At 62.8% G+C, this 24,529-nt stretch carries 22 protein-coding genes; 9 read left to right on the forward strand and 13 right to left on the reverse strand.

Annotation, left to right across the window (positions count from 1 at the left end; all coding sequences use genetic code 11):
• Positions 1-48 precede the first annotated feature (48 nt).
• From K254_RS0117835 to K254_RS0117880, 10 genes are all read right to left on the reverse strand, one after another.
• Positions 49-717, reverse strand: a complete 669-nt coding sequence (locus K254_RS0117835; RefSeq protein WP_026556507.1) for a DUF5134 domain-containing protein — start codon at positions 715-717, stop codon at positions 49-51.
• Positions 718-850: 133 nt separating this feature from the next.
• A complete protein-coding gene (locus K254_RS0117840; RefSeq protein ID WP_026556508.1) occupies positions 851-2,788 on the reverse strand; it encodes a primary-amine oxidase in 1,938 nt (645 codons plus the stop codon).
• Between the two features lie 358 nt (positions 2,789-3,146).
• Positions 3,147-4,145 carry a heme-dependent oxidative N-demethylase family protein gene (locus K254_RS0117845; protein ID WP_051389359.1) on the reverse strand — a complete coding sequence of 333 codons (999 nt, stop codon included), beginning with the start codon at positions 4,143-4,145 and terminating at the stop codon, positions 3,147-3,149.
• Complete coding sequence (locus K254_RS0117850) at positions 4,142-5,128, reverse strand: PDR/VanB family oxidoreductase (protein ID WP_026556510.1); 987 nt, start codon at positions 5,126-5,128, stop codon at positions 4,142-4,144. Before K254_RS0117850 ends, K254_RS0117845 begins: the two co-directional genes overlap by 4 nt.
• Positions 5,125-5,607 carry a dimethylamine monooxygenase subunit DmmA family protein gene (locus K254_RS0117855; protein ID WP_026556511.1) on the reverse strand — a complete coding sequence of 161 codons (483 nt, stop codon included), beginning with the start codon at positions 5,605-5,607 and terminating at the stop codon, positions 5,125-5,127. The genes K254_RS0117850 and K254_RS0117855 overlap by 4 nt, the downstream gene beginning before the upstream one ends.
• An 8-nt stretch (positions 5,608-5,615) precedes the next feature.
• Positions 5,616-5,996: a cupin domain-containing protein gene (locus K254_RS0117860; RefSeq protein ID WP_051389029.1), complete on the reverse strand. Its 381-nt coding sequence runs from the start codon at positions 5,994-5,996 to the stop codon at positions 5,616-5,618.
• Between the two features lie 497 nt (positions 5,997-6,493).
• The gene (locus tag K254_RS0117865) at positions 6,494-7,984 is read right to left on the reverse strand and encodes an APC family permease (protein WP_026556512.1); all 1,491 of its coding nucleotides are present in this window, start codon (positions 7,982-7,984) and stop codon (positions 6,494-6,496) included.
• Between the two features lie 576 nt (positions 7,985-8,560).
• Positions 8,561-9,187, reverse strand: a complete 627-nt coding sequence (locus K254_RS23995) for a hypothetical protein (RefSeq protein WP_051389360.1) — start codon at positions 9,185-9,187, stop codon at positions 8,561-8,563.
• 1,172 nt (positions 9,188-10,359) lie between these two features.
• The gene (locus K254_RS0117875) at positions 10,360-11,067 is read right to left on the reverse strand and encodes a cache domain-containing protein (protein ID WP_026556513.1); all 708 of its coding nucleotides are present in this window, start codon (positions 11,065-11,067) and stop codon (positions 10,360-10,362) included.
• Positions 11,064-11,825: a FadR/GntR family transcriptional regulator gene (locus K254_RS0117880; RefSeq protein ID WP_051389361.1), complete on the reverse strand. Its 762-nt coding sequence runs from the start codon at positions 11,823-11,825 to the stop codon at positions 11,064-11,066. The genes K254_RS0117875 and K254_RS0117880 overlap by 4 nt, the downstream gene beginning before the upstream one ends.
• Positions 11,826-12,201: 376 nt before the next feature.
• Between K254_RS0117880 and hxlB the strand changes: the two genes are divergently transcribed.
• From hxlB to gndA, 6 genes are all read left to right on the forward strand, one after another.
• Positions 12,202-12,801: a 6-phospho-3-hexuloisomerase gene (hxlB, locus tag K254_RS0117885; RefSeq protein WP_026556515.1), complete on the forward strand. Its 600-nt coding sequence runs from the start codon at positions 12,202-12,204 to the stop codon at positions 12,799-12,801.
• Positions 12,802-12,870: 69 nt separating this feature from the next.
• Positions 12,871-13,494 (forward strand): 3-hexulose-6-phosphate synthase, encoded by a 624-nt coding sequence (gene hxlA / locus K254_RS0117890; protein ID WP_026555341.1) that lies wholly within the window; start codon positions 12,871-12,873, stop codon positions 13,492-13,494.
• 293 nt (positions 13,495-13,787) lie between these two features.
• Positions 13,788-14,051: a hypothetical protein gene (locus K254_RS24005; protein WP_035750314.1), complete on the forward strand. Its 264-nt coding sequence runs from the start codon at positions 13,788-13,790 to the stop codon at positions 14,049-14,051.
• Positions 14,052-14,060: 9 nt separating this feature from the next.
• Positions 14,061-15,617 carry a glucose-6-phosphate dehydrogenase gene (gene zwf, locus K254_RS0117900; protein WP_026556516.1) on the forward strand — a complete coding sequence of 519 codons (1,557 nt, stop codon included), beginning with the start codon at positions 14,061-14,063 and terminating at the stop codon, positions 15,615-15,617.
• Positions 15,614-16,603, forward strand: coding sequence for a glucose-6-phosphate dehydrogenase assembly protein OpcA (locus tag K254_RS24010; RefSeq protein ID WP_051389362.1), 990 nt, complete (start codon positions 15,614-15,616; stop codon positions 16,601-16,603). The genes zwf and K254_RS24010 overlap by 4 nt, the downstream gene beginning before the upstream one ends.
• A 66-nt stretch (positions 16,604-16,669) precedes the next feature.
• Entirely contained in the window at positions 16,670-18,106 is a 1,437-nt protein-coding gene (gene gndA / locus K254_RS0117910) for an NADP-dependent phosphogluconate dehydrogenase (protein WP_026555223.1), read from the forward strand.
• 454 nt (positions 18,107-18,560) lie between these two features.
• On the opposite strand, the gene K254_RS0117915 is transcribed toward gndA, so the two are convergent.
• From K254_RS0117915 to K254_RS0117925, 3 genes are all read right to left on the reverse strand, one after another.
• A complete protein-coding gene (locus K254_RS0117915) occupies positions 18,561-20,009 on the reverse strand; it encodes a purine-cytosine permease family protein (protein ID WP_026556517.1) in 1,449 nt (482 codons plus the stop codon).
• Complete coding sequence (locus K254_RS26035; protein ID WP_196811003.1) at positions 20,006-20,170, reverse strand: hypothetical protein; 165 nt, start codon at positions 20,168-20,170, stop codon at positions 20,006-20,008. Before K254_RS26035 ends, K254_RS0117915 begins: the two co-directional genes overlap by 4 nt.
• A 504-nt stretch (positions 20,171-20,674) precedes the next feature.
• A complete protein-coding gene (locus K254_RS0117925) occupies positions 20,675-21,085 on the reverse strand; it encodes a cupin domain-containing protein (protein WP_231391899.1) in 411 nt (136 codons plus the stop codon).
• 229 nt (positions 21,086-21,314) lie between these two features.
• On the opposite strand from K254_RS0117925, the gene K254_RS0117930 reads away from it, so the two are divergent.
• From K254_RS0117930 to K254_RS0117940, 3 genes are all read left to right on the forward strand, one after another.
• On the forward strand, positions 21,315-21,902 hold the full coding sequence (locus tag K254_RS0117930) for a TetR/AcrR family transcriptional regulator (protein WP_081710227.1): 588 nt from the start codon (positions 21,315-21,317) through the stop codon (positions 21,900-21,902).
• 471 nt (positions 21,903-22,373) lie between these two features.
• A complete protein-coding gene (locus tag K254_RS0117935; protein WP_051389029.1) occupies positions 22,374-22,754 on the forward strand; it encodes a cupin domain-containing protein in 381 nt (126 codons plus the stop codon).
• Positions 22,755-23,107: 353 nt separating this feature from the next.
• The gene (locus K254_RS0117940; protein WP_035750319.1) at positions 23,108-24,508 is read left to right on the forward strand and encodes an NAD(P)-binding domain-containing protein; all 1,401 of its coding nucleotides are present in this window, start codon (positions 23,108-23,110) and stop codon (positions 24,506-24,508) included.
• Positions 24,509-24,529 lie beyond the last annotated feature (21 nt).

Raw genomic sequence — 24,529 nt, forward strand, 5'->3', positions numbered from 1 at the left:
TTGCGTGGAAGGCTTTCCGGTTCCCGTGCAGGGGGTGGGCCCGGTGGGTCAGGTGGCCATGGTGGCGAACATGGCGGCCATGGCCGCGGCGCCCAGGGCCTCCAGTGCGTGGCCTGCGCGGACGGAGCGCTTCCGGGCTCCCGCATGCCCGGTGGTTTTCGGTGCCCGGGGCCGCAGGAGCAGGATGGCGAACAGCAGTGCTGCGGCGCCGAAGAGGACCGTTAGTGCGATGGCCAGGGCCGGGGACCCGGCCAAGGGTGCGGCACCTCCGCCCGTGGTGGGGGTTGCGGCTGCCATGGCGTGGTGGGTGTGGGCCATGGGCGCCCCGCCGGCCGGGGCGCCGGCCCCGGGGGTGCCCAGGTGGGCCATCATGGCGACCATGAGGGCGGCGCCGGCCATGGTGAGGGCGTGGTAGCCGCATTTGAGCCGGCCCTGGCTGCCGGCGCACAGGATGGTGAATTCGGGGCGGGCGACGGCCTGGATGATGAACCACAGGGCGGCGCCGGCCAGGAGGATGACCTGGGCCAGGGTGGTGGAGGCGGCGAGGTTCCACAGCATGGCGGCCATCAGGGCGTTCATGAGGGCGTGGAGGCTGTTGTTGACTCTGTCGGTGAGGTGGCGGGACCGTGCTGCCGCCAGGGCGTGGTGGCCTGTGCCGAGCAGCAGCACGGCCGTGAGGGCCCAGGTTATTGCGGGGATGTTGAACACGCCTGTCACGCTCCCTGGTGGGTTTTTGGGGTGGGTGTGGGAATGGTCCCCGGCGCTGCTGTGAACAGCAGCACCGGGGACCACGGGTTGGGGGACTAGTCCTTTTCCAGCGCTAGTTCATTGCGCTAGTGGTGAGGGGTCGTTAGTCGGTTTTGCAGCAGGTGTCGGTGGTGGTGGTGGCTTCGATCCTGGCCGGGAGGTTCAGGGTCGGGTTCTGGTCGAAGAAGCCGTGGGGCTCGAGCATGAAGCCGATGTTCTGGCGGGGCATGATGGGCCAGTCCTCCAGACGCACGACGTGGTGCATGCCGAACGTGTACCAGACCACGAGGTCCTGATCGACGATGTTGCGGTCCTTCTGGGTCCAGATGTGCAGTCCGTCATCGGCGCCGGTGGCCTGGTTGGGGAACTCGCCGGCAGCGAAGCGTTCGCTGCGGTCGTAGGCGGTGACCCAGAGGTTGTTGCGGGCGAACTGTGCCCGCTTGCTCACGTAGGACTCGTCGCCGGCGGCCAGCTGGATGCCATCGGTGGGGATCAGCCGGTAGGCGACGGGTTCATCCACGATGTTGCGGCTGTCGCGGTTGGCGATCTTCCAGAAGCGGTGCTTGGAGGAGTCGGTCTTGCGGATGGCGGCCTGTTCGGTCTCCAGCAGCCGGTCCACGGCCATGAAGGCGGTGTGGGTCGGATTGTGCTCGGGGATTTCCATGTCCACTTCATAGACGGCGTTGCGCGGGCCGTCGATTTCAAAGTCCATGCGGACGTTGAACATGTGCTGGTGGATCGGGGCGTAGAGGCCGTCGTTGTTCAGGGTCTGCCCGTACGGGCTCTTCTCACCGGGCTTCTGGCCGGCGGTGGAGAGGATGCCGGTGGCCTTGACCAGGAACTCGATGCTGCCGTCCAGGAACAGGTGCCAGTAGAAGGCGTACTCGTAGTTCGCGACGGTGGCGATGAAGGAGATCACGAGCTTGCGGCTGCGGCGGGTCTCGGTGGTGCCCTCGCGGAAGTCGAAGTGCTTCCACAGGATGCTGTCGTCCTCCTCGTGCATGCAGATCGCGTTTTCGATGGTCATCGGGTTGCCGTGGCTGTCGGTGGTGATGCCGTCGAAGTACTTGATCTCCCCGGTGCAGTCGCAGCCCAGGGTCAGGGAGTTGGCCATGTTGCCGATGTTGTACTCACCGGAGTCGAAGGCGTTCTTCTTCGCCTGGACCGGGGCGGTGTCTCCGTACGGGACGACCATTTCCGACAGGGAGGCCCGGTTGATCACGGGACGCTCGGTGTCCTTGTTGCGGAAGCGCAGCTGGTGCAGGACCAGGCCCTCGCGGGGGGTGAAGCCGACACGGAAGGACCAGTCGGCCCACTGGACGTGGTTGCCGGTGACCGTGAAGGACGCCCCTTCGGGCTGGGTGATGGAGATCGGCTTCAGATCGGTCCGGGCCTCTCCAACGTACTTGGGCAGGTAGTTGCCGCTAGCGCTGGGAACCGGGATCGCCTGGTCGTCCTCGACCTTGACGACCTCCCCGGAGTTCAGGTCCACGATGACGATGAAGTTCTCGATCGGGTGCGCGTACGGGCTGTCGTCGGCCTCGTCACGGACAAAGACCAGGGCGCGCATCAGGCGCCGGCCCTCGTTGTCTTCACCGAAGTAGCCCACGGACCACGGTTCGAAACAGACCAGGTCCATATCCGTGATGCCCCGCTTGGCCAGGGCCGCCTGGACCTCGGGGTTCTGCCGGCAGGTCGCTTCACCCTCGGCAAACTCGTCCAGCATAAAGGGCGGGTGGACGTTCGCGGCCAGTTGCGTCCACTTCGACACGAGGCCCGCATCAAGATCGACGACGGCCTCATAGGCGCGTCCCTCGGCACGGTTGACCAGCACGGCGTCTGCTTCACGCGCCGTCGCGGCACCGGTGCGCAGCAACTCCTTCTCGGGCTCGCGCAGCTCCACGCTGATGAAGCGGAAGGACTCCGCCGCGGCCGGGCCGTCCTTAAGGATCGCGGCCGCCCGGGAGATCTCGGCGCGGGAGAGTGGATCCAGGGGGTGTGCTGTCCCTACCACGGTGTGGGTTTCAGTATTGATCGTCATGGTTTACTCCTTAGTTCTTTTTCAGGACGAGGGCCGTGACGGGTGGTGGCCCGTACAGCCCGGTTGGATTCCCAGTGCTGTTCACCTTTGACAGAACTGTTCATTCCTGGTTGCGAATAAGATTGCGCCGACGTTCCCTCCAAACCCCTTGCTGGGACTCGGAGGGAACGTCTGCCACCCCTGCATCCCTACGTTCCAAGGGGCCGGCTGGGCTCCACTTCGAACTCTGCTGGTGTGACGCGCGCCACGTACATTCCTTCTGTAAGTAAGCTACGTCAGATAAATCATCTAGTCCAGACATTTTTCTTAGATAACTTATGTGACATTGATGTTGCGGTGGTGTGGTTGGATGGGGGTGCTATGTGGCGAGCAGCCAGTCGGATGCCGCTTTGCGGTAGCGGATGATGCCTTTGTACTCGGCCATGTCTTCGGGAAGCTCGGCCAAGACGTGCCCAAACGTTTCACGCCAGACGGGGACCCGGGCAATGTCGGCGAGGGGCAGGAGATAGCTCCGAACCAGGAACAGCAGGACTCCGGTGTGCGGGAGGCGGATCAGGTGCTGAACCTCCACCCGGAGGTGGAGCTTGTCGGGCAGGTCAGGGTCGTCGGCGATGGTGGCGCGGTCCGGGCCCCATTCGGGGTAGGTTTCGGTGGACGTGTCCAGGCGCTGGCCGACGGTCATGGTCCAGTTGGTTCTGCGGTATTGCTCCCCCGGCTGCAGCCGCATGAGGAACTGATGCGCCCGGGAGACGATCCTTTCTTCCTTCACCCGCGGAACCGGACCATGGATTTCAAGGAAGTTCATGCCGACGTCGAAACCGAAGGACCAGTCCGCAGCAAAGGTGACCAGTCCTGCGTCGAGCCACATTGTATCCTCGCGGATGTCAAGGAGCACGATGTCGTCCTGGATCTGGCTGCCCAGAAAGCGGAGCGGGCCCATGGGCAGCGAATCGTCGTCACCGACGGTGAATTCCACGTCGAGGTCCTGCAGGGTGTTCCGCCAACGGCAGGTGTTTCCTTCGCGGTCGAAGGACATGATGCTTGGGTTTTCCTCGGCCATGACGGGAAGCAGGGCTGTGATCGCGTCCCACACGGCAGGCCCCATGTGGGGCAGGACCTGCATGCGCGAGGGGTCGCGGGCCAGAATCCCGTCGCGTTCGGCCAGTTCCTGAAGGTAGTTTTCGTCGATGTCGATCAGCCCTGCACCCCAGGCGCCGGCTTCTGTCGGCACTGTCTTGTGGGCCGGTTCGACGTTGGCGCTGTAACGGTAGATGTCATTGGCAAAAGGAAAGGGAAAGCGCCTGATCCGTTCGGGGAGGACGGCGCTGCCAGGGTCTTTGTCGATGGTGATGCTCAAAGGTCCAACTCCAATTCTGGGTCTTCGCTGCGCGAAACACAGCACATCATTGTGGTGTTCTCAGCCTTTTCCTCGTCGGACAGGTAGAGATCCCGGTGCCGAGGTGTGCCCCGAAGGACGGACAGGGAACATTCGCCGCAGATGCCTTTACGGCACATATTGGGGATGACCTTGCCCGCATTTTCAAGGGTGTCCAGCAGCGAAACGCCGGCCGGAACTTCCAGCTTGATGCCGCTGCGGACCAGGTTCACCGTGAAGGGTTCGCCTTCGTCCAGCAAGGCAGCGCCGAAGGCTTCCGAATGCAGCCGGGACGAAGGCCAGCCAAGCTCCCGGGCCTGGTCCAGGACAGAATCCATGAAGGCATTCGGCCCGCAGACGTAGAGGTGGGTGCCGAGGGGCTGGGCCGCGAGCTGGTCGGCCAGAATCGTCTGGAAACTGTCCCGATCGGTACATTCGATCAGGGCGGACAGCCCCAGTCCCAGCAGTTCAGTCGCTTCAGCCACGTGCGCCCCGGCCCCTGGCCGGTGTACGTAGATCAGGGATGATGCTGTTCCCCGTTCGGCCGCCGCCCTGGCGTGCGAAAGCACTGGCGTGATGCCGATACCCGCCGCAACCAGCAGATGATGCGTCGCTGTTGACACCGGGGCAAAGGCGCTGCGGGGACGTGAAACGTAGACAAGGTCACCGGCTGCGAGTTGGTGCATGGCCACGGATCCGCCGGCGCCGTCTTCGACACGGAGGACCGAGATGGAGTACTCGAACGGGGCGTTGCCTGAACCGGTGAGCGAATAGGCATTGACTCCGCTGCCGTACTGGACCACAAGGTGGCTCCCCGGAACATAGGAGGGAAGCCTGTCCCCCGACGGATCGGCGAACGTAATGCTGACAATCGAATCCGTCTGAAGGCTGACGTTTGCCACCTCCAGCAGGAGACCGCCTTCCACCGCCGGGTGGACACTGGTCTTGAGCGCCGTCATTGTCATGATGCCTCCTCGGCATGAGCTGCGTAACCCAGATATGCACCCTTCCGGCGGGAGAAGTGCTCGGTGGTGGCCAGGACGGTGGAACATCCCTGGCACTCCACCTCGGAGCCGGCCAGCCGGTCAATGGTGGTGGCATGGCAATGCGGGCAGTAGATAACGCGGGGTCCGGCATCGTCGGAGAGGAGGGTTACCTCCTCATCCAGCAGCCCGCAATCCGCGGCAACGGCTGCAGCTGCGCGGACGTCCGCCGGCGGTCCGGCGAGTACAAGACGGACACCGACCTGGGAGGCCCCAAGCGCATTTCTCAGGCCCGAGAGAGTCTGTGGTGTTGCCGAGTGGAAACGGAGGTCGTGCCTGGGCTGGCTGCCGGTGTCGTGCTCCGCGGTGCCACCTGTTGCCCCAAAGGAGGCACAGATGACACCGCGGAAACCCGGTTCCAAGCCGGTGCCTGTTGCCGGCGGCATGGACGCGGTACGCATGGTGGGTCTTACGGGGCGAAGGTGCGGTCGCCGGCGAAGAAGCCCAGGGCGTAGTCACGGGTCTCAAACTTGACCGTGGTGCCCTTGGGGAAGAACAGCACGTCGCGTTCCTTGGCGTGCGTCACTTCTCCCGTGGTCTGGTCGGTGAGGATGAATTCACCCTGCACGACAACCTTCATCTCGTCGTAGGTGTACGTGTACACCAGCGGCTCGGAGGCCTTCAGTTCGAAGAATCCGGCGCACATGACCGATCCTTCGGGGTTGTGCAGGGAGTCGCCGATGGCCGCGATCGTGCCGGGCTCGTTCATCGACGGCAGGCCGATGTAGCCGCCTTCAACCTTGTGGATGGATCCGGCCTTGCTCAGTGTTCCTACGAGGGTGGTTTCCATGGTCTCTCCTGTGAATACCGTTGGGAATGGTTCATCTTGGGTGTATTTGAGACTGCATTGAGGATGAGTCAGAGCGCTGGCTACAGCGTCTGTAAGAAGAAGATCGCAGACCCGGCGTCCTCTATTTCTAGGGGCCAACCAAGCTCTGCACTGAACTCTTCGGGTGTGTGATGTGAGTCACGGGGTTCATCCCAAAAGCAAAGCTACGCCAGTTAATTCATATAGTCCAGACTTTTTTACAAAAATTCCTGCGACGTCCTTAAGTTGCGTCTCCGACGGTCCCTTGGTATCTCGGAGGGGCCCACGTGCGGCCGTGGACGGCGCCACCGGACATCGGCGTTCTCTGGCCCAGGGGCAGGGAAGAGCGCGTTCGGCAGAAGGGCCGGGCCTGCACATTCACCAGATGCAAAGATGGGAGGCAGGACCCGGTTCCGTGACCGGTCCTGCCTCCCATCCTTGAAATGATCCGCAACGGGATGGCCGCGAATGTTCCCTACCTAGTGCGCGGCACGTCCTTCACTACTGGCTGTCAGATCTGCGGCATCGTGGTCCGAGGGGCCAGGAGTACCTGCCTTTCTGGAGCGCCTTGACTCATTCTGGGAATGCAGCCAGATGGGTACGTAGAGTGCCAGCACGAGGAACCCAACCCACGTGGAGGTCCAGCCAACCTCCAGGCTGTTCAGGTAGACAACCCCCACCAGGCACAGCGGAAGATTGAAAAGACCAAAGGCCATGGCAACGTTCTTCCAGCCCTTGGGTGCCTTGAAGGGCCTGTCCAGAGCAGCAAAGTCAGGGTGTTTTCTGGCTTTGACATAGGCGAACAGGCTGATGCCGTTGGCGCAGGTGTAGCCAATCGCCGATGCCGCGACAATCGCTGCGGGGTTTCCCATCGAAATCAGGACCAGGTTGAAGCCTCCGATGACCAGCATGGCAACGAACGGCGTTCCGTGGCGGTTCAGTTTGCCGAGGGACTTGGGAAGGTTGCCTTCCGTCGCCATCGAGTGCATGGCGCGGGAAGATCCCAGATAGGCGGTTTGGATGATCAGTACCATGGCGGCGATCAACATGATGATGGTCACCATGGAGCCGGCTTCGCCAAAGACAGCATGGGCGACAGGGATCAGGGGCGACACAGGTTCAGCCAGTACGCCGTCGACACCCAGCACGCCGATCACTGCAGCTTGCACCAGTACAAACGAGAAGAAGCAGATGATGCCGCAGGCAAACAACGCCTTGGAGACATCTTTGGCCGGGTTTTTGTATTCAGGGCCGTAGATGGCCGCTGTTTCCCAGGCGCAGGCGCTCCACTGTGCAATCCCAAAGATGCCAAAGAGAATCAGGATATGGTGCAGATCCCAGGCCCAGTCGGTCGGCAGCCAATTGCCGATGATGTTGGACATCTCAACGTGCCCAGTGGCAAAGGGGGCCACAGTCAGGATGACCAGTGGTATCAGGGAAAAAGCGGCCAGAATGTAACCCAGCTTGGCGCCGTCCTTGAGGCCGAACCAATTGACGACGAACAATCCGCCGAAAATCAACAGGCCTGAGATCAACGAGAGCTGATACGCCGTGAACGTCTCGCCCAGCACCGGAAACAGCCCGTGCAGGTAGCCGCCGATCAGGATGGAAAAGATCGCCAGCACCGGAGTCCAAGCGAACCAGTAGCTCCAGGCACTGAAGCCGCCGAGCAGCTTGCTCTTGTCGTACTTGCCCTGGTAATTCTCGGTGCGAAATACATGCTGCGCGAAACCCGGCAGACCAGAGGCCTTGGGGAACGTGGTGGCCATCTCAGCATATGCGGTGCTCTGTATGAAGCCCTGAATGACCGACAGCCCCCAGATAAGAATGGCGGCAGCCGACAAGTACATCGGAAGGTAGCCCAACGAGGGCAGAATCAGCAGGGGCACACCCAGCGCAATGGCCAGACCCTGCTTCCAGTCGATCGACCTTTCCAGATGATCGACTCCAACTGAACGATTTTCACTCATAACAATCTCCCTTGATCGTCTGATTTGGCCTATTTAGCCGACGAATGCGCCATTGGGTCGTTGAGGAAGAACACCGGGGGCGGGTTCACGCCGTCTTCGACGCAGCTGCGTCGAAGACGGGGAAAAGCTTCTTCATCCGGTCTGCCAGCTTGTGCGAGACTTCGGACCGTTCAGGCGATGCCTGCTGTGAAGCGGGTCACGTCATCTCCGAGATTACAACCAAATAGCTGTAGTCCAATAGTTTTTTCCGAGAATCAGATTCTCTTTACGCCGTTGAACCTTTGTCGGGAGGGCTGCCACAGCTGCCCCTCGCCGGCCCCGTGCGAACACACCCCTGCACCGCGGCTGAAGTGAGTATTTAACGCTTTGAGCACCACTCGATCGTGCGGGAGAGCACCAGTGGTCGTGTGGCCCAGCACCACTGGCGCTCCCGGTCACGGATTACGCGGTGGCGAAGGCGGTGGGTTCCCCATCCAGCCGGCTCACAGGGTTCTCCGGCGTAGTAGTCACCGCTGCGGATATAGCAGCCATCGTCGCCTTCGGGTTCATGCGGTGAGGACGGGGCGCTGCGGGCATCTACCCTGCGAACTCAAAGCCGATGGTGATTTCGGGATCGACGCTTGCGATGATTCCGGAGTAGAACACCTTGGCCTGCTCTTTCAGCGCTGCTGCGTTTTGGGTGATGTACTTCTGCTTGTTCTCGTCGCTGAGAATGTTGTTGATCATGCGAGTTTGAACGGCTGGCGGTGCCAGCCAGCTAAGCGCGTTGTTGCTCTCGAGGGGGTCCTCGAACACGGGATCGTCAAAGCCGATGCCAATAAATTGAGGGATGGTCACCCGAAACGACTCTGGGCCGGTGGGTTCGATCTTCACCTGTGATCCATCGATGCCTAATTTTGCGTCGAACTTGTACTGGATCAGCGTCGTTTTCTCGCTCGCGGGTATGGCCACGCCGAGAATCTCGCCATTGCTTTCGTGCCTCGCAACACCCTCGATGTGAAGGCTCAGCAAGGCGACCTCTTGCACGTGCGTGACCGACTGAACCACCTGCGAATCGCGTTCGTTCGAGCTGCTGGTGAACAGCGAACTGAGAGCGAGAGCGTTGAGTCCACCGAATGCGAAAGAGGCGCCGGTTCCCGCGACAACCAAGACGGTGATCAGCAGGAGAGGCCAGAGCAGAACCCTTGCTTTGAAAAAGATCATGACGATTCAGTCTCCAGTTTCGTTCGACGTCGCAACGTCCTCGGAATTCCGCGGCGTGGAACGGCCACAACAGATCGCCGCGTCAAGTCCCCTAGAACCATATACGTAAGCAAGAGCTGGCCGATTATGGCGCGCCCCACCGGCCCTGGAGATGCGGCCGCGAGCCGATGCGCACCGAACCACAGAGAAGGCGATGTCCACCGAGACGCAACACCTACGATCTCCCGGCAAGCATCGTTCAATACGCCCTCGCCCTCGCGCAGGTGGGAGATCACCCCGGTCTTCGAATTGTCCGGCACCAGGCGCGACGCTTCCGCCCAAGAAAGCGAACATTGTTGTGTGGGCGCGCAACCGCGACTCGTGCCGGATAGCCGGGCTCACTTCTACGAGCGCATACCGGCTGGCCGGCAGGCACGCGACAAACAAATACACTTTGACATCTCACCCGCGCTCGGAACCAAAAGCTGCATCGTGGATCCGGACCAGTCGACCTCGATGCTGCGGCCGGCGTTGTGGCTGACACGCGAGGTCGCCCCTGAAACAGCGGCGTGCTCGCCTTAAAGGCGGCAGAACCGGTCATAACTCATCGTCGCCTGCGCCATCGAAGACGCGTCGACATACGCCTGATGGAGGAGCTTCAACGTCGGTGTGCTGCCGAGGCCATGCCGGCTGTGCGAACATGGACTCGCGGACGCCGCGGCCGGGAAACAACGCCGCATGTAGCTGGGCCTCCGACATTTCCGCCATCTCGTCCCAGCCGAGACCGGGCAGCTCCGCAGCATCGAGTACCGCGCGGATGCTATGCCGGGATACCCCCTGGGCGGACTCGATCGCTCTTCAAGACAAGCCCTGACTACGCAGCTTCAACACCAGCTTCGCTTTGAGCTTCCGTACCATGACCGGCACTCCTTCCACCATGTGGCCGTCACAAGGTGGAAGGGGCATAGTGAGTTGGTGCACACCCATCCCAGCGGTGGTGCTCACCCACGCCAATCGGGCTGGCGAGCAACGGTGCTCGCCCGCACCACAGGTGGTGACCGTAAGAGCGAATATTCAGAAGCTCCCGCGGTGCGGCGGCGACCACGCCGAAGAACCGATGATCCAGCCCATAGCACTGGATCATCGGGGAGGGACGTCCGCATGGTTTCCTGGCAGTCCCAGGAAACCAGAGGCTAGGCGGTGTAGATCAGCGAGAGCCCCAGATGGGGGACATCCAGAGCCATGCGATGCTGGTTTGCGGATCCGGATTTCACCCGTTCACCGACCAGGTACATCCCGGAATTGCCGAGAATGACACGGTTGCTGGCGTTGATGAGGGCGGCATCGCCTGGGATGCTGCGCAGGTTTGGCATGATGAGCGGTTCCAGATCTTTGATCCGGATGTCGCACCCCGACACCCCGGTGAAGTGTCCATGCACAGAAAAAGGTGCCGCGAAGGTGAGGATGTATTCCTCGAAGCCGAGATAGTCGATGTACGGACCCCACAGTGTCTGCTCACCTGTGGCAGCGGCGGTGGAAAAGAACGGCAGCTTCTCGTAGTCGTAATATCGATTGCTGCCCGGCGTCAGGTCGAGATGAAGCCTTTTCATGACGCCAGATTCCTTGCGGGACCACCATTCCAAAGCGTGGCCGCCCTCCTCAACGGATTCAGTGGCGAAGAAGGTCCCGGAGCCCACAGCAAAAGCGTTCTGGGTCAGGAACTCCCGTGCAAGTTCGTCCAGCCCGGTCAGCGAAGACTTGCCGACTTTGGACTTGCCGGCGAGATTTCGTTCAAGCAACGAGGCCACGTTTCGGGAGAGGTTCTCGGTCTCCGTGCAGACGCCGTTGATCCACGAGGTGAGGCCAGTGGCAGCGTGTACGACTTCGGTGCTGGGTTTCATTGGACATCCTGAATTGATTGGGCATACCCAAGGGTGAGTTTCGTGTCAATCAGGTGGAAAATGTTTCGCCTGATGTGCTCAAGGACTAGTTTCTGGGCTTTCTCTGGCTGGTCCTGGGCCACGGCCCGGACCAATTCCAAGTGTTCAGCTGTTGCCTGTTCGGGGTCAAAGGGCACAGTGAGGGGGGTCCACAGCTGTTGAACAGTTTCTTCCTGAAGCCGGATTTCGGCAGCGGCAAGCCTCGGTGATTGCGCGGAAATCGCCAACTCGACATGAAAGCGGCTGTCGGCAGGTGCACGCGCCTCGGGTGTCGCGGCCAGCACCAATGCCCGCGCAAGTTCCTGAAGCCGATCGAAGTCGTGCGCTTCCGCGCGCTCACATGCCAGGCGGATGGTTGTGGCGGCTATGGCGGAATGTTCGTCGCCGATGTCGCGTATTTCCGAAATGGATGTCGAGAGAAACCAATCCCGGATGACATCGGTTTGGGTTCGAGGCTGGCTGACGACGAAGGTTCCTCCGCTGCGGCCTCTGCGGGTCTCGACGACGCCCTGCCCGCGCAGTGCCGCCAACGCCTCGCGAAGGGTCGCACCACCAACGCCAAACATCTCGGAGAGTGCCGCTTCCGGGGGCAGGCGTTCACCTACTTTGAGCAGCCCGAGTGCGATGGCCTTGGAAATTCTGTCGACAATCGCATCGGCCCTCTCGATTTCCGGCAGGGTCCGATATATCTGCAAGTGGAACAAGGTTGGCGAGGCCAAGAGTCTGCGCTCCGAAATGGGCTACGGGTCGGGTTGATACTCACCAGTCCGGGCAGTATTTACAGGACTTAGCTTGTTCATCTGAGTCTATGCACATAAATCCTTCATTGCTACGGCTTTAAGTGCTCTGGGCCCCCGCGCTCCGCGCTGTAAATCATGGACGGGCACCTCCCCGCCGCAGCCTGCCGGCTGCCGACTGGCACGGTGCCCATTCTGGCGGCCGCACCGGGGTGGGAACCGCCACCTATCCCAAAGGGTAGTCAGAACCGTCAGAAAACAGTGTTACCCCTGCCCGTTTGTCTCTGGATTATTGATACCAGCCAGCAAGCCTCGCTCAGCCTCTACAGACTGAGCACCGAATCGAAAGGGACAAATCGTGAATCCGACAGCAAATACGACCGAACGGGTCTACAGCACCACAGATGACATTGTCCGCAACCTGTCCCTCGTCAGGGATGAGATCGCGGACACGGCTGCCAAGATCGACGAGCACGAGATCGCCACACTGGCAGGCCTCCTGGGCCCGAACAGCCGGGTGTTCGTCGCCGGAGCGGGCCGCAGCGGTCTGGTCCTGCGCATGGCCGCTATGCGGCTGATGCACCTGGGCCTGACCGTCCACATCGCCGGTGACACCACCACTCCGGCCATCAGCTCCGGGGACCTGCTGCTGGTGGCCTCCGGATCGGGAACGACCTCCGGAGTGGTGAAGTCGGCGGAAACAGCTGTGAAGGCCGGTGCACGCATTGCCGCGTTCACCACCAACGCTGACTCGCCGCTGGCCCGGCTCGCCGACGCACTGGTGATCATCCCCGCCGCACAGAAGACCGACCACGGCTCCAATGTGTCCCGCCAGTACTCCGGGTCCCTCTTTGAGCAGGTGCTGTTCCTGGCCACCGAGGCCATCTTCCAGTCTTTGTGGGACAACACCGATGTAGCGGCCGAGGAGCTCTGGCTCCGGCACGCCAACCTCGAATAACCGGGGCCACACCTTTCCATACCCGCATTTTCCAACCCACTGCAGTTCCCTATAGAAAGAAGAATCATCATGAAGCTCCAAGTTGCTATCGACCTGCTCACCACCGAAGCCGCCCTCGAACTGGCCGGCCAGGTTGCCGAATACGTCGACATCATCGAACTCGGCACCCCCTTGATCAAGAGCGAAGGGCTGTCAGTCATTACCGCCATCAAGGCCGCCCACCCCGACAAGATTGTCTTTGCTGACCTGAAGACCATGGATGCCGGAGAGCTCGAAGCCGACATCGCCTTCAAGGCCGGCGCCGACCTGGTCACCGTGCTCGGTGCCGCCGACGATTCCACCATTGCCGGTGCCGTCAAGGCAGCCAAGGCCCACAACAAGGGCGTCGTCGTCGACCTCATCGGTGTGGAAGACAAGGTCACCCGTGCCAAGGAAGTCCGCGCCCTGGGTGCGAAGTTCGTCGAGATGCACGCCGGTCTGGACGAGCAGGCCAAGCCCGGCTTCGACCTGACCGGGCTGCTCCGTGCCGGTGCAGAGGCCCGCGTTCCGTTCTCCGTCGCCGGTGGCGTGAGCATCAAGACCATTGCCGCCGTCCAGCACGCCGGTGCCGATGTAGCTGTCGCCGGCGGCGCCATCTACGGTGCAGAGGACCCGGCCCTGGCAGCCAAGCTGCTCCGCGGCGCCATCGTCTAGTCCCCGATTGACGGTGGCGCCCGCACCCTTGACCAAGGGCAGCGGGCACCACCCCGGGGTTGACGGCTCCGTACGTCCAGGAGCCACCAACCGCAGAACTTGCTTGTTTGTACTGCCCGCGGAGAAACACCACCGCGGGCAGTGCAGGTTCGGCGGACGGTCTGCGCCATGAATCAAAGGCACAGGCTGCCGCCGTCTGACGGCTCATGACGATCCCGTCACGCTGACATCAATCCACGACACACCACATCCCACCGATGGGACCCAAAATCCTGGGAAGGAAGCTGTTCATCATGCATAGTCAAGCCCCCGAGTATTTGGAAGTTGTTGTTACCAAGCCTGGCCGACTCTACGAGTTGCTCGACGATGCAGAGGCAGTGCTCCGCCAGGCAGCGATGTGCCAGCAGTCCGCCGGCATCCTGGTCACCCGGCATAGTCATGCCCGGTACACGCTCGCGCTCAGCGACTCGGTTCCCTTCGGGGAGACCTGGGAGCAGAAACTCTCGTGGCCGTCGGCCGGCGCCCGCACTGCCGCACTGTCACCGGTCTCACAGTAGAAGGCCAGAATGTCTGTAACGTACGTTGATGCGGGTTTGAAGTCCGGGCGCAATCCGCTGCGGGACGGCCGCGACCGCCGGCTGTCCCGGGTGGCGGGCCCCTCGTCGTTGGTGCTCTTCGGCGTCACCGGCGACCTCGCCCGCAAAAAGCTCATGCCAGCTGTCTACGACCTGGCCAACCGCGGCCTGCTGCCGCCCAGCTTCGCGCTGGTCGGCTTCGCCCGCCGCCGGTGGGCGGATGAGGACTTCGCCGCCGAGGTCAAGGACGCCGTGATGGCGCACTGCCGCACGCCCTTTGACGAGAAGGTCTGGGACCAGCTGGCCGAGGGCATCCGCTTCGTCCAGGGCGAGTTCGACGACGACGCCGCCTTCGAGCGGCTCAAGGCCACGATCGAGGCGTTGGATGAGCAGCGCGGCACGCGCGGCAACCATGCGTTCTACCTGTCCATCCCGCCGAAGGCGTTCGAACTGGTCTGCCGCCAGCTCTCCGAGCACGGCCTGGCCGCCGGCGACGGCACCAGCTGGCGCCGGGTCGTCATCGAAAAGCCCTTCGGGCACAACCTGGAATCGGCGCGGCAGCTGAATGACATCGTCGAATCCGTCTTCCCGCCCGATGCCGTCTTTAGGATCGACCACTACCTGGGCAAGGAGACGGTGCAGAACATTCTGGCGCTGCGCTTCGCCAACCAGTTCTTCGAGCCGTTGTGGAACGCCAACTATGTGGACCACGTGCAGATCACCATGGCCGAGGACATCGGCACCGGTGGCCGGGCCGGCTACTACGACGGCGTGGGCGCGGCCCGCGACGTCATCCAGAACCACCTGCTCCAGCTGCTGGCCCTGACGGCGATGGAGGAGCCGATCTCCTTCAACGCCGAGGACCTGCGCGCGGAGAAGGAAAAGGTCCTGGCCGCCGTCAAACTTCCCGCGGACCTGTCCACGCATTCGGCCCGCGGCCAGTTCGGCGGCGGCTGGCAGGGCGGCGAGCAGGTCCTGGGGTACCTGGAGGAGGAGGGCATTCCGGCCGATTCCACCACGGAGACCTACGCGGCCATCCGCCTGGACATCAACACCCGGCGCTGGTCCGGTGTGCCGTTCTACCTGCGCGCCGGCAAGCGCCTGGGCCGGCGCGTGACGGAGATCGCCGTCGTGTTCAAGCGCGCCCCCAACCTGCTGTTCACCGACCACACCGAGGACGACTTCGGCCAGAACGCCGTCGTCATCCGGGTCCAGCCGGACGAGGGGGTGACCATCCGCTTCGGCTCCAAGGTGCCGGGCACGCAGATGGAGGTCCGGGACGTCACGATGGACTTCGGCTACGGCCACGCGTTCACCGAGTCCTCCCCGGAGGCGTACGAGCGGCTGATCCTGGATGTGCTGCTGGGCGAGCCGCCGCTGTTCCCGCGCCACCAGGAGGTGGAGCTGTCCTGGAAGATCCTGGACCCGTTCGAGGAGTTCTGGGCCGCGGAGGGCACGCAGCCGGAATCGTACGCGCCCGGCTCCTGGGGGCCGGCCGCCGCCGATGAACTGTTGACCCGCGATGGAAGGACCTGGAGAAGACCGTGATCATTGATCTGCCGAACACCACAACCTCAAAGGTCACCAAGAAGATCGTCACCCTGCGCGAGCAGGGCGGCGTGGTCGCCCTGGGCCGGGTGATGACCCTGGTGGTCATCACCCGGGACGGGCACGAGGAGGAGGCCATTGCGGCAGCCAACCTCGCCAGCCGTGAACACCCCTGCCGGATCATCGTCCTTGCCGCCGGCAGCGCCGCGGAGCCGACCCGACTGGACGGGCAGATCCGGGTCGGCGGCGACGCGGGCGCCTCGGAGGTCATTGTGCTCCGCGGCTACGGGGAGCTGGCCACGGACAGCGAATCGGTCATTTCGGCGCTGCTGCTGCCCGATGCCCCGATCGTGGCCTGGTGGCCGCAGGGCATGCCGGAATCGGCCAGTGCCAGTTCCATCGGACGCATCGCGCACCGCCGCATCACGGACTCCGCCAACGAGACCAGCCCGGAGCGGGCCTTGGAGAACATCCGCCGCACCTACAAGGCAGGCGACACGGACCTGGCCTGGACGCGCCTGACGAACTGGCGCATCCAACTCGCGGCCGTGTTCGACCAGCTCGATGATGAACCCGTCACGCACATCACCGTCGAGGGTGCCACGGACTCGCCCAGCACGATGCTGCTGGCCGCCTGGCTGCAGCGCGCCCTCGGCGCCCCCGTCACCATTGTCGGGCACCCCGCAGGAAGCGGGATCCGGGGCGTCCGGCTGACCCGGGCCTCCGGGGACATCCGGTTGTTCCGGCCCGGCCACGCCGAAGCCGTACTGACCCAGCCGGGCCAGCCCGCACACCGGATCTCCCTGCTCCGGCGCACCCTGCAGGACTGCCTGGTCGAGGAACTGCGCCGGTTGGATCCGGACGAGGTCTTCGGTGAAACAGTGGGCAGCCTTGGTGCTTTCAGGGTGCACCGGGACAGCCGTGTGACAGTCACCGGCAGCACGGACCGGGAACGCCACCACGGCCTCGTGTCACTGTCCAACTAGTGCGGTCGGCGCCAAGGCGCCAGACCGTGGAAACCATTGCTCTACCTACAACACTTTGGAGTTTTGATGTCTGCGCAAATCGGCGTAACCGGTCTGGCCGTAATGGGTGCAAACCTGGCCCGCAACCTGGCCCGCAACGGCTTCACCGTTGCCCTGCACAACCGTTCGGCCGCGAAGACCGATTCCCTGTTGGAGAACTACGGCCACGAGGGCAGCTTCGTGCGCACCGAGACGCTGCAGGAACTCGTTGACTCGCTGGAGAAGCCCCGCCGTGTGCTGATCATGGTCAAGGCCGGGGCCCCCGTGGACTCCGTCATCGAGCAGCTGGAGCCCCTGCTGGAGCCGGGCGACATCGTCATCGACGCCGGCAACTCGCACTACGAGGACACCCGCCGCCGCGAGGCCGCCCTGGCCGCGAAGGACCTGCACTTCGTGGGCATCGGCGTCTCCGGCGGCGAGGAGGGCGCCCTGCTGGGCCCCTCCATCATGCCCGGCGGGTCCAAGGAGTCCTACGACGCGCTGGGTCCGCTGCTGGAAAAGATCGCCGCCCAGGTCGACGGCAGGCCCTGCTGTGCCTGGATCGGCACCGACGGCGCCGGCCACTTCGTCAAGATGGTCCACAACGGCATCGAGTACGCCGACATGCAGGTCATTGGCGAGGCCTACGACCTGCTGCGCTCCGGCGCCGGCATCGAACCCGCCGCCCAGGCGGAGATCTTCACCGAGTGGAACCGGGGCGAGCTGGCCTCCTTCCTGATTGAAATCACCGCCGAGGTCCTGGGCCACGTGGACGCCAAGACCGGCAGGCCGCTGGTTGATGTGATTGTGGACTCCGCCGGCCAGAAGGGCACCGGCCGCTGGACCGTGCAGTCCGCCCTGGACCTGGGCTCGCCCACCTCCGCGATCGCCGAGTCCGTCTTTGCCCGGGGCCTGTCCAGCCAGCGCGGCCAGCGTGCCATCGCCCAGGACGTCCTGGCCGGCCACGAGGTCGAGCTGACGCTGGATGGGACCTTCGTGGAGGACGTCCGCCAGGCGTTGTTCGCCTCCAAGCTGGTCAGCTACGCCCAGGGCCTGGACATGCTCACCGCCTCCGCCACGGAGTACGGCTGGGACCTGAAGCTGGATGAGATCGCGGGCCTGTGGCGCGGCGGCTGCATCATCCGTGCGGAGCTGCTGAAGGAGATCACCAAGGCCTACGCGGCCGAGGACAAGCCCGCGAACCTGTTGTTCGCCCCGGCCTTCGCCGAGGCCATCGCCGGTGCACTGCCGGCCTGGCGCCGGGTGGTCTCCACCGCCGTGCAGCTGGGCATCCCGGTTCCGGTGTTCTCCTCCTCGCTGGCGTACTACGACGGCCTGCGCCGCACGCGTCTGCCCGCGGCCCTGACGCAGGGTCTGCGCGACCTTTTCGGCGCCCACACGTACAACCGTGTCGATGCCGAGGGCACGTTCCACACGCAGTGGAGCGGTGACAAGTCCGAGGTTGAGGCCGTGGACACGCACTAGGCCCCCACCCAAGGACGCGGCCGGCGGCGGAACCCCATGTTCCGCCGCCGGCCGCGTCCTTTTAACACGCGCGCCCTATAAAAACCTCGTGTGTGTACATTCCTTCCGGGTCAGGAGCCCCGGCACCCGCACCGTCTGTACACCCCACGGGGCTGTGGGGCGGGGCCGTGCCGACGAGGCGGACCAGGGCCGAGGGGTCGAGTGATGCCGGCGACGTCGGCGCGGGCCATTCATGATGGGCGGCCACTTCGGGGCCCTGCTCCTGAAGAGCCCTGCGGACAGGCCGGGCGGTATCGCCCCGAAGCCGGCAACGAGGCCGGCGGTGGGCGCCACTCGCAGCGAGTCCTGTCCACAGTTAAAGGGGCGGGGTGGCTGGGAAGAATCCCAGCCACCCCGCCCCCGTCCTTCGAAGAGGTGGCATGCAGGCCCAGCCCACCTCTTTTTCAGTGCATCGTCAGCGCTTAGTCAGTGCGTCACGGGCTCCGAATGACACCGCACCCGGTCCGAACGCCTTGGGCTGAAGCCGCGCCAGAAGCACATAGATGATGGCCGTGGACACCGTTGCCGGCAGCGAAGCGGTTGTGAAGGCAAACAAGGGAGCGGATGCAAACGTGATCGGGTCAAGCAGAAGGAGGTAGACCACGATGCCAACGGTCATGCTGGCAAAGCCCGTGACATTAATGCCCTTCCAATACCAGTACGCGGTCCCCGGGCCGTCCTTGTACAGACCATCCAGATCCAAGCGTTGCTTCCGGATGATGAAGTAATCGACGATTTGCAGCCCACACAGCGGACCGAAGACGACACCCGACAGGGTGAGGAATGCCCCGAAGTTGTTGTAGAAGGGCTCTGCCAGGAACACGATCAGCACGGCCGCGGTCAGCACCGCCGTCGTCGTCGCCCCCCTCCAGCTAAGACGGGAGTCGATGGCAGGCTGCTGCTTGAGCGAAAGGGCGGCCGTGTAGGTGCCAACCATGGTTGTGCCGATGTTGGCAATGATGATGAACGCGAAGGCCGGCAAGGCCACCCATACACCGCCGATTTCCAGAAGCCCGGGCACTGGATTCCCACCGGAGTCCGGGAAGGCCAGGCCGGTGTAGAGGCCAATTAGACAGATGACCGAGAGGGACAGTCCAAGCCCCAGCGTCACCGGTCGTACGGACTTCTTCGTGCTCTTTGAGAACCGCGTCATGCCGCCGATAAACGGCCACCAGGACAGGGCCGTGGCGAGCATGAGCTCTACTGCCGTCGTGTAGTCCAGGAGCTTGTTGCCGCTGGCGGCGCTCGGCTTGGCCTCAAGGAGGGTGCCCACGCCGACCTTGGCAACAATCACGACAATGACCATGACCCCCAGCACAAGGACCGAACACGCAACGATGACACCGATGCGTCGAAGAATGCCGGGGCCGCGGCTGATCAGCCCCCAGACCACCGCAAGGCAGATGAGGCTGCTCAGTGTCTCGGCAATTGGTCCATTGCCTTCGCTGACGACGCCAAGAGTGATCAGCAGCAAAGAAGCAGACTTTCCACTGAAGATCATCAGCGTCGTCCCCCACCCGACAGTAAAGAGAAATGTGAGAGCGACGGCGAAGAGGGAGCCACGGGTCCCGAAGACCGGCCGCGTTGAGCGGACAGCCTCCAACCCATACCGTGTAGCCATGGGCACGGTGGCCAGATACACGAGGAGCATCCCAGCCATCATCGACGCAATCATCACGATCGACCCTTGCACCGCTGGCAGATAAAACGCCACGTATCCACCGATGATGAAGCACCACGTGGCCACTGCAGTTTGGGAGGAACTGAAGAACAAGGCTTTGGGGGTCCAGTTCCGTTCATGGCCCAGCAGAGGAAGCGATCCCTCGGTTCCCGATGCTGAGACTTCTTCCTTGGTCTGGCTCACAGGAACCACCCGACGATCAAAGCAATCACGGGAAAAGCAAGGGTGATGGCAAATAGGGTCCGCATGTCGGCAACCCTGAAAGGGGTTTCCAGCGTGCCAGACTTCCACTCAGCCAGCCTGGTGGTGAGGTCTTCTTTATACTGCTCTTGGATTTTGCCCACGTTGTGCCTACTTTCAATGCGTTGGAGTAGTGCCGGGCCTCGGCGGTGCCGAGCCATGAGTTCGATGTTCCGCTCGCCTGGAGGGCGGACCCAAACGCCCCTCGATCCACCCGGGTCAGCCGGAGGCGAGGTTGGAGTCCGCGAAGTGCACCCGGCCGTGCAGGGCCTGAAGGCGGTGGAGCACTTCCTTGAGTGCTCCTGCGTTGCGCGAGCGTCCGGCTAATCCGCGCATTATGCGTATGCGGCAGTGCCATGATGGGCATGCCGATTCCGGCTTTGAACCAGGATGACCGCGCCCGCTCCACCGAGCAAACAAGTGCTGAGTTCATCAGTTTGTTTGCCGGTTGCGTGCCACCGCCAGCCTGGTGGAACCCGCCGGAAGGCTCCGGATCCCTTGGCTGCAGTGGAAAGGCTTCGTCAATAGTGCGTCAAAGCTGGTCCTGAAGGGACAGGCATCGTTGCCGGCACCTTCGGGAGGGACTATGCGGGGATGTGCGCCAGCCCTCAGATTTCGAAGTATCGGAAGGAGTGCGACTCCAGGCCCTGGGGGTTGGGGCCGTAGATGGTGACCATGCGCGCGTAGACCGGCGCCCAGTATCGGCCGGTTCGTCCGGGGTTTACCCGTGCCGAATCGCCCGGCTTCAGAATGACTGTCTTGCCTTCGGTCTGGACGTGGAGTTCGCCTTCCAGCACGAAGTTCGTCTCGGTGTGGGGATGGAAGTCCTCCCAGCCACAGGCCCGCAGATCCCACTCCGAAAGTATGAAGTCGTCCCATGCGCCTACAGGAAGGGAGTTGATGAACCTGCAGCGCAACCGCGGCCATTCATCCTTCATGAACGGCAGGGACTCCGCCGGCCAGAAATCGATCTCTTCCCCGGTCGTCAGCGACGGGGACTCTGTGCTGGTTGTGGCCATTGTTTTAACCGTTTCGTCAGTAGGGAATCTGCTGTGCGGCATGCCCTGGTGCATTCAACTACCCTCGCATCAGCGTGATGCAGGTCACGGCGCTGTCAAAACATTGACATGGACAGATGTTCAAGTCAATGACTCGAGAAGAACATATTCAACCTATTCCATGCTCCAAGCCAATAGTCTTAGGACGTGTCCCTATCGGACCGGGGCATGGATAGTGGGGGAGTGAGCTATGCGGATACCCGCAACAGAACGAAAAGAACAGCTGATTTCAGCGACCGTGGAACTCATGAGGCGTGAAGGAGTCCAGTCGGTGACCATGCGGGCCATTGCCAAGGAGGCCAATGCCCCCCTGGCCACCGCGCACTACTGCTTCAGCAACAAAGACGAGCTCATGGACGCGGCCGCCGAAGCCTGGTTGAAGAACTTGAACCGCTTCTCCCATGACGTCCCGGTCCATGCGGGGCTTCGCAAGGCCGTGGAACAAGTGGCCGCAGGCTACTGGCGCGCCCTGGAGGAAGAACCCGCCAGCCTGCTGGCCGAGATTGAACTCATTCTGTGGGCAACACGCAATGCCGCCACCAGTCCGCTGGCCGCGAAGATCTATCCCGCCTATGAAGTGGAACTGGGAAGCATTTTTTCGTCCGCAGCCCAGGGCAGCGGCGACCAGTGCCTCATCGGCTTCCCTGCGCTGGTCAGGGCCTTTCTGATGATCTACGACGGAGCGGCCATCCAGTACATGACCGACCCTAAGGCTGCGGACCACCGCGCCACATTCTTCATGATGGTCGACGCCCTTCTGGCCAAGGCCGGCGTCTAGGGCCCCGATGGCGCCGGGTCCATCGCGATCCGGCGCATGGTCCGCGCTGCTCCCCGCGGGGCGTGCGGGGAGCAGCGCACCCCGATTCCCAGTTGCGGCACTTTGGCGCGCCCTGTTCCCCCGGGAACGGTGGGCGTGCACCTTCATGACGCCCAGGTGCTCGGCGTTCAGGGTTCGACGGCGTTCGGCGGCCGGGCCATGCGGCGGATTTCTAAATCTTCATCATGAACTATTGACTTGAACATCTGTTCATGTGAAAGTTTGTGGAACGCGAATACGTGACCGGCATCACACCGACGGGGCTCGAAGCAGCGCCCCGTTGGCCCTCTGGAAATTGGAGGATGTCACGTTTGCAGAAGATCCCTCCCGGAACCCCATCCGAGTTTCTGGAGGTCTTTTTCAGCACAGTCCCATGTGCACCACGACCATCAGTTCTGCCAAATATTCCCAACGGTATTCACAGGAGAGACCATGGAAACCACCCTCGTAGGAACACTGAGCAAGGCCGGATCCATCCACAAGGTTGAAGGCGGCTACATCGGCCTGCCGTCGATGAACGAGCCCGGCACGATCGCGGCCATCGGCGACTCCCTGCACAACCCCGAAGGATCGGTCATGTGCGCCGGATTCTTCGAACTGAAGGCCTCCGAGCCGCTGGTGTACACGTACACCTACGACGAGATGAAGGTTGTCGTGCAGGGTGAATTCATCCTCACCGACCAGACCACGGGAGAAGTGACGCACGCCAAGGAACGCGACGTGCTGTTCTTCCCCAAGGGCACCACGGTCAAGTTTGAGACCCGTGACTACGCCCTGGGCTTCTTCGCCGGCGACCGCACCTTCGCCCCGTAAGACCCACCATCCGCGGTGTCATCTGTGCCTCTTTTGACCCAACAGGTGGCACCGCCGATGGTGGACCACGGGAGGAGGTGGACCTCCCATCAGGCGATGCCGGACCCCACGGCATCTACTACCCGCATTGCGAAGCCACCACCATCGATCGGTTGGCCAGCTCCGAGGTGGAGCGCCACCGCCCTGGCCGCCACCGGCCACTTTTCCCGCCGGGTTGGCGGGTACTTGGGAATTCACGCCTGGGCAACGTTCTGGCCAAACGCCAGGAAGACCCGGCCGAGTACCAAACGCAGCGTTACTCACAGGGGCGCACACCAGCGACCCAAACGATCTATTGTAATGAGGAGAGCAGCATGACATTGCGAGTCGGAATCATTGGTGCAGGACCCAGCGGTATGGCACAACTGCGGGCGTTTGAATCAGCACGGCAAAAGGGTGCCGCCATCCCCGAGATCTTGTGCTTTGAGAAGCAGGACGACTGGGGCGGACAGTGGAACAGCAGCTGGCGCACCGGCCTGGATGCCCACGGAGAGCCGGTCCACACCAGCATGTACCGCCACCTCTGGTCCAATGGGCCCAAGGAGTGCCTTGAGTTCTCGGACTACTCCTTTGACGAGCACTTCGGCCGCGCCATTTCCTCTTTCCCGTCCCGCGAGGTCCTCTTCGACTACATCAAGGGCCGCGTGGAAAAGTCGGACGTACGCAAGTACGTCCGGTTCAACACCGTTGCACGCCACACCAGCTACAACGAGGACACGCAGGAGTTCACGCTGACGGTTGAAAACCTCAAAACGAACATCACCGAGACCCATGTGTTCGACAAGCTCGTGGTCTCCACCGGCCATTTCTCCGTCCCTTCGGTCCCCGAGTTCAAGGGCATCAAAACCTTCCCGGGCGAGGTCATGCACGCCCACGATTTCCGCGGAGCCGAGCGCTTTGACGGCAGGAAGCTGCTCATGATCGGAAGCAGCTATTCCGCTGAGGACATTGGCATGCAGGCCCACAAGATGGGCGCCGAGTCAATCACCTTCAGCTACCGCACCGCCCCGATGGGCTATGAGTGGCCGGCGAACACGGTGGAGCGCCCGCTTGTCACCCACTTCCAGGGCCGCACCGCGTACTTCAGCGATGGCACGCAGGATGACTTTGACGTCGTCGTGCTGTGCACCGGATACCAGCACAAGTACCCGTTCCTGCCCAGCGGACTGTCGCTGAAGTCGCCGAACGTGCTGTACCCGGGCAACCTTTACAAGGGCGTGGTGTGGCAGCAGAACACCAACCTCTTCTACCTGGGCGCCCAGGACCAGTACTACACATTCAACATGTTTGATGCGCAGGCGTGGTTTGCCCGCGACGTGATGACCGGAGTGATTGACCTGCCGTCCCTTGCCGAGCGCGAGGCGGACATTTCGCTCTGGCTCGAGCGCCTGGCTGCGCTCTCGAACCACGATGCGGAGGCCGATTTCCAGTCGGACTACCTGCGGGAGCTCATTGACGCCACGGACTACCCCTCATTCGACCTGGACGCCGTCTCCCAGTTGTTCAAGGACTGGATGCACCACAAGGAGACCGACATCCTGGGGTACCGCGACATGGTCCACCGCTCCGTGGTGACAGGCACCATGGCGGCCAAACACCACACCCGCTGGCTCTACGCCATGGATGACTCCATGGAACGGTACCTGAACGGTCCGTCACAGGAGGTGGACGCCGAGGTGTTTGCCGAGGCCTCCGGCGCCGTGGCCGCCAGGTAGTTCCATCCCCAGAGTTCCGTG

Origin of the sequence: Arthrobacter sp. 35W (assembly GCF_000482545.1) — a bacterium.
Taxonomy (GTDB): Bacteria; Actinomycetota; Actinomycetes; order Actinomycetales; family Micrococcaceae; genus Specibacter.

Coding starts and splice junctions, on each gene's coding strand:
- K254_RS0117840 (WP_026556508.1), bottom strand. CDS start 2,788: ATGACGATCAATACTGAAACCCACACCGTGGTAGGGACAGCACACCCC.
- K254_RS0117850 (WP_026556510.1), bottom strand. CDS start 5,128: ATGACAATGACGGCGCTCAAGACCAGTGTCCACCCGGCGGTGGAAGGC.
- K254_RS0117855 (WP_026556511.1), bottom strand. CDS start 5,607: ATGCGTACCGCGTCCATGCCGCCGGCAACAGGCACCGGCTTGGAACCG.
- K254_RS0117860 (WP_051389029.1), bottom strand. CDS start 5,996: ATGGAAACCACCCTCGTAGGAACACTGAGCAAGGCCGGATCCATCCAC.
- K254_RS0117865 (WP_026556512.1), bottom strand. CDS start 7,984: ATGAGTGAAAATCGTTCAGTTGGAGTCGATCATCTGGAAAGGTCGATC.
- K254_RS23995 (WP_051389360.1), bottom strand. CDS start 9,187: ATGATCTTTTTCAAAGCAAGGGTTCTGCTCTGGCCTCTCCTGCTGATC.
- K254_RS0117875 (WP_026556513.1), bottom strand. CDS start 11,067: ATGAAACCCAGCACCGAAGTCGTACACGCTGCCACTGGCCTCACCTCG.
- hxlA (WP_026555341.1), top strand. CDS start 12,871: ATGAAGCTCCAAGTTGCTATCGACCTGCTCACCACCGAAGCCGCCCTC.
- K254_RS24005 (WP_035750314.1), top strand. CDS start 13,788: ATGCATAGTCAAGCCCCCGAGTATTTGGAAGTTGTTGTTACCAAGCCT.
- zwf (WP_026556516.1), top strand. CDS start 14,061: ATGTCTGTAACGTACGTTGATGCGGGTTTGAAGTCCGGGCGCAATCCG.
- gndA (WP_026555223.1), top strand. CDS start 16,670: ATGTCTGCGCAAATCGGCGTAACCGGTCTGGCCGTAATGGGTGCAAAC.
- K254_RS0117925 (WP_231391899.1), bottom strand. CDS start 21,085: ATGGCCACAACCAGCACAGAGTCCCCGTCGCTGACGACCGGGGAAGAG.
- K254_RS0117930 (WP_081710227.1), top strand. CDS start 21,315: ATGCGGATACCCGCAACAGAACGAAAAGAACAGCTGATTTCAGCGACC.
- K254_RS0117935 (WP_051389029.1), top strand. CDS start 22,374: ATGGAAACCACCCTCGTAGGAACACTGAGCAAGGCCGGATCCATCCAC.
- K254_RS0117940 (WP_035750319.1), top strand. CDS start 23,108: ATGACATTGCGAGTCGGAATCATTGGTGCAGGACCCAGCGGTATGGCA.